Annotated in this window: 9 protein-coding genes and 1 pseudogene; 8 read left to right on the top strand and 2 right to left on the bottom strand. The window is 44.8% G+C overall.

The window, feature by feature from the left end:
• The first annotated feature begins 18 nt into the window (after positions 1-18).
• From LKD42_RS02550 to LKD42_RS02540, 4 genes are all read left to right on the top strand, one after another.
• Positions 19-744, top strand: coding sequence for a phage antirepressor KilAC domain-containing protein (locus LKD42_RS02550; RefSeq protein WP_248834727.1), 726 nt, complete (start codon positions 19-21; stop codon positions 742-744).
• Between the two features lie 111 nt (positions 745-855).
• Positions 856-978: a hypothetical protein gene (locus tag LKD42_RS15075; RefSeq protein ID WP_283094948.1), complete on the top strand. Its 123-nt coding sequence runs from the start codon at positions 856-858 to the stop codon at positions 976-978.
• A gap of 85 nt (positions 979-1,063) precedes the next feature.
• A complete protein-coding gene (locus LKD42_RS02545; RefSeq protein ID WP_248834726.1) occupies positions 1,064-1,282 on the top strand; it encodes a hypothetical protein in 219 nt (72 codons plus the stop codon).
• An 87-nt stretch (positions 1,283-1,369) separates the two neighbouring features.
• Positions 1,370-2,245 (top strand): peptidoglycan recognition protein family protein, encoded by an 876-nt coding sequence (locus LKD42_RS02540; RefSeq protein WP_248834725.1) that lies wholly within the window; start codon positions 1,370-1,372, stop codon positions 2,243-2,245.
• Between the two features lie 36 nt (positions 2,246-2,281).
• Here the strand turns inward: LKD42_RS02540 and LKD42_RS02535 are convergent, their stop codons facing one another.
• Positions 2,282-2,521, bottom strand: coding sequence for a hypothetical protein (locus tag LKD42_RS02535; protein WP_248834730.1), 240 nt, complete (start codon positions 2,519-2,521; stop codon positions 2,282-2,284).
• Between the two features lie 36 nt (positions 2,522-2,557).
• Between LKD42_RS02535 and LKD42_RS02530 the strand changes: the two are divergent.
• The 4 genes and pseudogenes from LKD42_RS02530 to LKD42_RS02515 form a co-directional block, all read left to right on the top strand.
• A pseudogene (locus tag LKD42_RS02530) lies at positions 2,558-2,887 on the top strand (exodeoxyribonuclease III); the annotation flags it as partial.
• A gap of 128 nt (positions 2,888-3,015) precedes the next feature.
• Positions 3,016-4,851: an ABC-F family ATP-binding cassette domain-containing protein gene (locus LKD42_RS02525; protein WP_248834724.1), complete on the top strand. Its 1,836-nt coding sequence runs from the start codon at positions 3,016-3,018 to the stop codon at positions 4,849-4,851.
• A complete protein-coding gene (locus LKD42_RS02520) occupies positions 4,851-6,716 on the top strand; it encodes a hypothetical protein (RefSeq protein ID WP_248834723.1) in 1,866 nt (621 codons plus the stop codon). The genes LKD42_RS02525 and LKD42_RS02520 overlap by 1 nt, the downstream gene beginning before the upstream one ends.
• Positions 6,670-7,212 carry a DUF5662 family protein gene (locus LKD42_RS02515; protein WP_147631586.1) on the top strand — a complete coding sequence of 181 codons (543 nt, stop codon included), beginning with the start codon at positions 6,670-6,672 and terminating at the stop codon, positions 7,210-7,212. Before LKD42_RS02520 ends, LKD42_RS02515 begins: the two co-directional genes overlap by 47 nt.
• Here LKD42_RS02515 and LKD42_RS02510 read toward each other — a convergent pair whose 3' ends face one another.
• Positions 7,213-7,692 carry an S-ribosylhomocysteine lyase gene (locus tag LKD42_RS02510; protein WP_248834722.1) on the bottom strand — a complete coding sequence of 160 codons (480 nt, stop codon included), beginning with the start codon at positions 7,690-7,692 and terminating at the stop codon, positions 7,213-7,215.
• Positions 7,693-7,888: the final 196 nt, after the last annotated feature.

Genomic DNA, 7,888 nt, shown 5'->3' with positions numbered 1-7,888 from the left:
TGAACGGAGGAAAGTAGGATGAACGGATTATTAAAAATCAATTATGAGACAGAACAGCCGACCGTATCGGCGAGAGAATTACATGAAGGACTGGAAATCGGGACTGAATTCAGAGTATGGTTTCCAAGAATGAAAGAATATGGATTTAATGAAAATGTGGATTGGAAAAGGGTGTATCAAAAATGTTCCACCCTTGGCGGAGAACAGAACATGGTGGACTATCAAATTTCCATCGACATGGCAAAACAGATCTGCATGATCCAGCGAAACGAAAAAGGCAGGCAGTACCGCCAGTACTTCCTTGACCTGGAAAAAGCATGGAACACACCGGAACAGATCTTTGCACGTGCCCTGAAGATGGCAGACCAGCAGATCGAGAAACTGAAAGCAAGCAATGCAAGCCTTGTGGAAGATGTACAGAGGATGAAACCGAAAGAAGTTTTTGCGGATGCCGTCAGCGTGTCGAACACCTGTATCCTGATCGGGGAGCTGGCAAAAATCCTGAAACAGAACGGTGTGGACATCGGACAGAACAGACTGTTCACATGGATGCGTGAAAACAGATTCCTGATCAGCAGAAAAGGGACAGATTACAATATGCCAACCCAGAGAAGCATGGAAGCTGCTCTGTTTGAGATAAAAGAAAGAGCAATCAATAATCAGGATGGAAGCGTGCGGATCACAAAAACGGTGCTGGTAACAGGGAAAGGGCAGCAGTATTTTGTGAATAAATTCCTAAAATAAGGAAAAATAACTATTGACTTTTGTAGCTACATAAGTTATAATAAAGACAGTTAAGGAAGACTTAACGAGTAAGGTGGCAGGTGCCGGAAAGGAGAAAAGATGGAAGAGCAAATGACAGTTTTAGAAATGCAGAGATTTCTCAATCAGCAGTACGCTGAGGGAAAGACGGAGCTGGAAGCCTACAGAAATCTGATGATGATTCTGGGACTTACCTATCCGAAGAAAGACAAATAAAAAGAGCCGCTTAATAAAAAGCGACTCACACACAAACAGGCGGTACTTGCCACCGCCTGTACACAAATAAAATGTAACACAATTTGTGAAAAAAGGCAAGAGTAAAGAGGCGAGAACAGTAGAAACAGTAAAGAAAAATGGAAGACCTTATGCAAATGGTTCTGAAAAATCCATAACAAAAAGAGCCAGAATGACGGAAGAAGACGTAGCGAAGCTGAAATATTGCTGTGAAAAGTTAGGTAAAACGGAATCGGATATTATAAGGCTTGGAATTGAGGCAATTTACCAGAAAGCCACAGGATGACAGAATAATCATAATTATATTAGACATTGAGAGAGCTTGGAAACAGGCTCTCTTTTTGTATACAAAAAAAGAAAGGCAGGTAAAACTATGAGTTACAAAATCACAAACGCCATATCATCATCCAGGGTCCCAGCATGGGGAAACAAAAAGAAGCACATCGCAGTGCATTATCTGGGCGTGGTCGGTCAGGCTCACGATCTGGCATCTGATGGATGCGGTGCCCATTTCTATATCTACTGGGACGGCACCATCTACCAGCGATGCAGTCTGGACGCCGTGCCGTGGGCGGTAGGAACAGCCGGTTATTACACCCAGAAGCACCCGGAAGCCAACAACTACAACACGATCAGTATCGAGATGTGCTGCAAGTGTGACGGCAACGCTGCACTTGCATCTGACCCGAAATGGTATTTTACGAAAGAGACGCAGGAAGCCTGTGTATGGTTGGTAAGGCATCTGATGGGGCAGCTTGGAATCGCTGCAGACCACGTTCTGCGGCACTATGATATTGTCAATAAGGTATGCCCGGCACCGTATGTACACAACAACCACTATAATACCAGCTGGACGTGGGACGAGTTCAAGAAAAAAATTGCCGGATCCGACGACATTCTTCCGGCAACCACGAAACCATGGTACCGTGTCCGCAAGACCTGGAAAAACGCCAGCAGCCAGATTGGGGCATTTCAGACGCTCAAGAAAGCCAAGCAGTGTGCAGATCAGCACGCCGGTTATCATGTTTACAACGATGCCGGTAAAAAGGTATATACATCAGCCAAACTCCCATACAAGGTACAGCCCAAAAGCAACAACGTCCCGATCAGGACAGGACCGGCGAAAACTTACAGACGTGTGAAGAATATCCAGCCTGGAACGTATGTGATTGCCGAGGAAAAGAACGGATTCGGCAGACTGAAAAACGGCTCAGGATGGGTGTATCTCAAAAAAGTGACAAGAGTATAAAAACAAGCCCTGCCAGCATTATGACAGGGCTAAGGTTTATTTTTTACCGATGATTTGAATACCATATCTGATACGTTTTTCACTTATTGATTTTCGTGATTCATTACCACCAAGAGCCAAATCTACAGCGTTCTTGACACAGTACTGATTGGCATATATATTATTGTCATCGGGCAGGTCGACGATCCAGCCATCTTTGTATGGTGATATTAAGTGTTTTCTGTATTTGAAAGATTTTTTTGTGACAGCAAGGCTGTCTTTCCATGTGATTCGCATAACAATCCTCCTGTTCAGGTAAATTTATATGACGATGGGGCAATAAATGTGGCACACAAAGAAATTGATTTGAAGAATCCAAAAACCAACCGAAAAAATGCCGGTTTTACGGATGAGGAACGCGGAAAATTTTCTACATTGCTGGGACAGGGATTTATCGACACCTATCGCTATTTTTATCCGGATCAGGAAGGAATCTATTCCTGGTGGTCTTATCGTTTCCAGGCAAGGAAGAAAAATGCCGGATGGCGTATTGATTATTTCTGTGTCTCGGAAAGTCTGAAGGAAAAACTGGTGGATGCCAAGATTCACACGGAAATCATGGGTTCTGATCATTGTCCGGTTGAGCTGGATATTGATCTTTGAAACGGAAAAAGAGTGTGAATATAATGCAAGGTGCATTGTGAAAAGAGACAATTTACAGTTTCTTATTGCAATGCATCTTTTGCTTTAGTATAATTGTATAGAAGACAGAGACAAGGAGCCGGCATTTTATGAATATTATCAATATAGAACATATCAGCAAGATTTTTGGCGGAAAAGTGATTTTTGATGACGTTTCCTGTGGCATTTCCGAAGGAGAGAAGATTGGTGTGATCGGTATCAACGGAACCGGAAAGACAACACTTTTGCGTGTGCTTGCCGGACTGGAACAGCCAGATGAAGGGCAGGTGATCACACAGAACGGGATTCGGATCGTATACCTGCAGCAGAATCCGGCATTTCCGGAAGAAAAAACCGTACTTTCCTATGTGACAGATGGTATGTGGGACATGGACTGGACACTGCAAAGTGAAGCAAAGAGCATGCTCAATCAGCTGGGCATTTTGGATCATGAGCAGCCGCTGGCAGAGCTTTCCGGTGGTCAGAGGAGAAAGGCGGCACTTGTACGGACACTGGTGCAGGATTTTGATGTACTGCTGCTGGACGAGCCGACCAACCATTTGGATAATGAGATGCTCACATGGCTGGAAGACTATTTGAATCGTTATAAAGGAACCGTGATCATGGTAACGCATGATCGCTATTTCCTGGATCGTGTGAGTAATCGGATCCTGGAGCTGGATCATGGGAAAATTTACAGTTATGAAGCAAATTATTCAAAATTTCTGGAGCTGAAAGTGCAAAGAGAAGAGATGGCACTGGCAACGGAGCGAAAAAGACAGAGCGTCCTTCGTATGGAACTTGAATGGGCAAAACGCGGCTGTCGTGCGAGAAGTACCAAACAGCGTGCGAGACTGGAGCGTCTTGAGGCTTTAAAAGCGGGAAAAGCACCGGTCAGTGACGCCACACTTGAGATTGAAGCAACAGCTGCAAGGATGGGCAGAAAGACAGTAGAACTGCATCATATCAGCAAACGCTACGGAGAGAAAGTACTGATCGATGATTTTGATTACATTGTTCTGAAAAATCAGCGGCTTGGCATCATCGGACCGAACGGATGCGGCAAATCAACGCTGATCAAGATCATTGCCGGGCTGATCGAGCCGGACAGTGGGAGCGTGGAGATCGGTGAGACGATTCAGCTTGGATATTTTGCACAGGAAGTGCCGGATATGAATACCGAGCAGCGGGTGATCGATTACATCAAAGATGTGGCAGAGTATCTGCCGACAAAAGACGGGAAGATCTCGGCATCTCAGATGCTGGAGCGATTTCTGTTTACACCGGAAATGCAGTATGCACCGGTATCCAAGCTTTCCGGCGGGGAGAAAAAAAGACTGTACCTGCTGAAAGTTATTTTTACCGGGGCAAATGTATATCTGTTTGATGAGCTCTCCAATGATATTGATATTCAGACGCTGACGATTCTGGAGGATTTCCTGAACAGTTTTCCGGGGATTGTGATCACCGTATCCCATGACCGCTATTTTCTGGACAATGTGGTGGACCGCATTTTTGAATTTGACGGAAACGGTCATTTGCAGCAGTACGAAGGTGGTTATACCGACTATCTGGAAACAAAACAGAAAAGAACATCACAAGAAACATCGGAAAGCGGGAATGCACTTTTCAGGAAATCCGGAAAGGGAAAGTCTGAGGAAGGGAGTTCAAAATCTTCCAGAGACTGGAAGCAGAACCGTAAGACAAAACTGAAATTTTCCTATAAAGAACAGAAAGAATTTGAAACGATCGATGACGACATCGCACAGTTAGAAGATGGGATCGCCGCTCTGGAAGCTGAGATTCTGGCAAATGCAACAAATCCGGGAAAATTAAACGAACTGATGAAAGAAAAAGAAAAGGCGGAGCATGCACTGGAAGAAAAGATGAATCGATGGGTTTATTTAAATGATCTGGCGGAAAAAATAGAGTCACAGAAAGGTTGATGAAAGTGGAAACATTCCAGGCAATGGGAGCCGTTCCGGTCAAAGACGGAATCGTCTTTTCGATGGAACGCAAAAACAACGAAGAAGCCAGCCTGCTTCTTTATAAAAAAGGCAGTAAAGAAGTAATGCAGGAAATACCGTTTCCTGCAACAAACACGATTGGAGATATCGTCTGTGTCAAAGCAGAAAAAATAGCATCTGCACGATATGAATACAATTTTTGCATAGATGGAAAAGTAACTTTGGATCCTTATGCAAAAGTACTGATCGGAACCGGGAAATTTGGTGAGGAGCATCCGGAGGGACACGAAGTCCGCTGTGCGATGATCGCCGGAAATTACGACTGGGAGGATGACCGGAAACCGCAGATCGCATACGAAGATGCCGTGATGTACAGCTTTCATGTACGTGGGTTTACAAAACAGCGTTATTCCGGTGTGCGTCATAAGGGAACCTTCCTTGGAATCACCGAGAAGGCAGAATATTTCAAAGAGCTTGGCATCAATCAGATCAAGCTGATGCCGGCCTATGAATTCACTGAAATGGAGTCTGTGAAAACACATGCCCGGTACCGTAAAGAAGAAGAGCTTCCGAAGCGTCTGAACTACTGGGGCTATACAAAGGCCTTTCATTTTGCCCCGAAACGTGCCTATGCAGCGACAAAAGATCCGGTGCGTGAATTTAAAGATATGGTAAAGACCATGCACCGTCTTGGTATCGAAGTTCTGATGGAATTTTATTTTCCGGAAGGATGCAGCCCGCGTTATATTACAGAATGTCTGCAATACTGGGTGCAGGAATATCATGTGGATGGATTTCATGTCCGCGGCGTGCAGGGCATCTGTAACCTGATGGCGACGGATCCACTGTTTGCAGATACCAAGCTTTTAAATATTTATTTCCCGGTGGAGGAGATCTATGGCAAGAAGAATCTGCCAAAAAAACGGATGGTGGCAGAGTGCAACGATGGGTTTATGATCGATGTCCGGCGTTTCTTAAAAGGAGACGAAGAGAGCTTGAAAGCATTTGCAGAGCGGATGAGGCGGAATCCAAAGGGCAGCGGGCTGATCAATTACATAGCAAGCCATGACGGGTTCACATTATGTGACCTGGTATCTTATGAAGAACGTCACAATGAAGATAACGGCGAGCAGAACCGTGACGGAAGAGTGCAGAATTACAGCTGGAACTGCGGAGAAGAAGGAAAAAGCCGCAAAAAGAAAATTCTGGAGCTTCGAAACCGTCAGATGAAAAATGCATGGTGTATGCTGCTTTTGTCGGCAGGAACGCCGATGATCCTTGCCGGGGATGAGTTCTGCAACTCGCAGCTTGGCAACAACAATCCATATTGTCTGGACAATGAGATTTCCTGGCTTGACTGGAAAGGATATAAATCCGGAAACAGTGAAATGTTCCGGTTTGTAAAAGATCTGATCGCATTTCGCAAAAAGCATAAAATCCTGCATATGGGACAGGAACTGAGCATGACGGACAGCTTATCCTGCGGTTTTCCGGGGATTTCCTATCACAGCAGCAGTGCGTGGTATGGGGAACTGGACGGGCAGAACCGTAAGATCGGTGTCATGTACTGCGGCAAATATGCCGATGAGGATGAACTGATCTATATTGCCTATAATATGCACTGGATGGAGCATACTTTTGCACTTCCGGCTTTGCCGGGCGGCTATCGCTGGAATGTGGCTCTGGATACGAGTGAGGGCATTTTGGAAGAGGACAAATGGCGTCTGTTGCCGGACAGCAGACAGGTACAGGTATCGTCAAGGACGGTAATTGTGTTGATTGGAAGGAAGCATAAAGATGTTAAAGAAAGTAATCGGACACTTCACAACCATCACAAGGCATAAGATCCTGGTGATGAAAGAGTGTTTTAAAATCGGACTTTACAAACAGGGACTGACACACGACCTGTCAAAATATTCGCCGACGGAGTTTCTGGTCGGATGCAAATATTATCAGGGCAACCGCAGTCCGAACAATGCAGAGAGAGAAGAGACCGGCGTATCCAAAGCATGGTTGCATCACAAAGGACGCAACCGCCATCATTTTGAATACTGGATCGATTACAGTGTGGAAAAAGACGGCAACCCGATGACCGGTATGCCGATGCCGAGAAAATATATCGCAGAGATGATGATGGATCGTATGGCGGCATCCAAGATCTACAACGGAAAAAACTATAACGATCATTTCCCGCTGCAGTATTATGAAAAGGGGAAGCACCATTATATGATGCATCCCCAGACAGAAAAAGATCTGGTAAAACTGTTGACAATCCTCGATAAAAAAGGCGAAGATTATCTTTACCGTTATATCCGGCAGGTTTACCTGAAAGGAAAGTGATCATTCCGGATAGATCAGGCGGTCTGCTTTGATATCGGTCAGAACTTCATCTAAATATTTTTTTGCCAGGTAGTTTGCCATGGAAAGATTCATATCCAGATAATTGCCGCAGTCTTTTGGTGATGCCCCAGGTACTTCATCGTGGAAATCGCGGATAAAGGTAAACATTTCTGTGACCAGAGGGACGATCTCTTTGGATTCATAATCTCCTGCGAGAAGCAGATAAAAACCGGTGCGACAGCCCATCGGGCCAAAGTATACGGTTTTATCAGCAAAAGTCGGATGATTGCGAAGGAAAGTAGCTCCGAGATGCTCGATCGTGTGGAGTTCAGCGGTATTCATGACCGGTTCCTCATTTGGGGAAGTCATGCGAAGATCAAACGTTGTGATCGTATCTGCACCGATGTGATCCTTGCGGGATACATAAATGCCCGGCTGCAGTTTGATATGGTCTATGGTGAAACTTGCTATTTTTTTCAATGGAAAAACCTCTCTTTCTGTTTTTTTCAATATTTTTGATGTGGGTATCAGACGAGAAGGCACATATTGCGGCTTCCTGTTTTGATCCAGACATCCTGTCTTCAGTATAGCATTTTGAAAGGCATGTGAAAAGCAGAAATTTGTTGAGTCCGGACAAAAAGAGTGGTAGAATAAAAGACAGTCATAGTGATACAAA

It is taken from the genome of Hominisplanchenecus faecis (assembly GCF_020687205.1).
GTDB classification, from domain to species: Bacteria; Bacillota; Clostridia; order Lachnospirales; family Lachnospiraceae; genus Hominisplanchenecus; species Hominisplanchenecus faecis.
The sequence above is the reverse complement of the archived record's forward strand: the minus strand, read 5'-3'. Positions and strand labels throughout refer to the sequence as shown.

What these genes read in the sequence shown, in the direction of transcription:
- LKD42_RS02550 (WP_248834727.1), top strand. Translation starts at nt 19, where the DNA reads ATGAACGGATTATTAAAAATCAATTATGAGACAGAACAGCCGACCGTA.
- LKD42_RS15075 (WP_283094948.1), top strand. Translation starts at nt 856, where the DNA reads ATGACAGTTTTAGAAATGCAGAGATTTCTCAATCAGCAGTACGCTGAG.
- LKD42_RS02540 (WP_248834725.1), top strand. Translation starts at nt 1,370, where the DNA reads ATGAGTTACAAAATCACAAACGCCATATCATCATCCAGGGTCCCAGCA.
- LKD42_RS02535 (WP_248834730.1), bottom strand. Translation starts at nt 2,521, where the DNA reads ATGCGAATCACATGGAAAGACAGCCTTGCTGTCACAAAAAAATCTTTC.
- LKD42_RS02525 (WP_248834724.1), top strand. Translation starts at nt 3,016, where the DNA reads ATGAATATTATCAATATAGAACATATCAGCAAGATTTTTGGCGGAAAA.
- LKD42_RS02520 (WP_248834723.1), top strand. Translation starts at nt 4,851, where the DNA reads ATGAAAGTGGAAACATTCCAGGCAATGGGAGCCGTTCCGGTCAAAGAC.
- LKD42_RS02515 (WP_147631586.1), top strand. Translation starts at nt 6,670, where the DNA reads ATGTTAAAGAAAGTAATCGGACACTTCACAACCATCACAAGGCATAAG.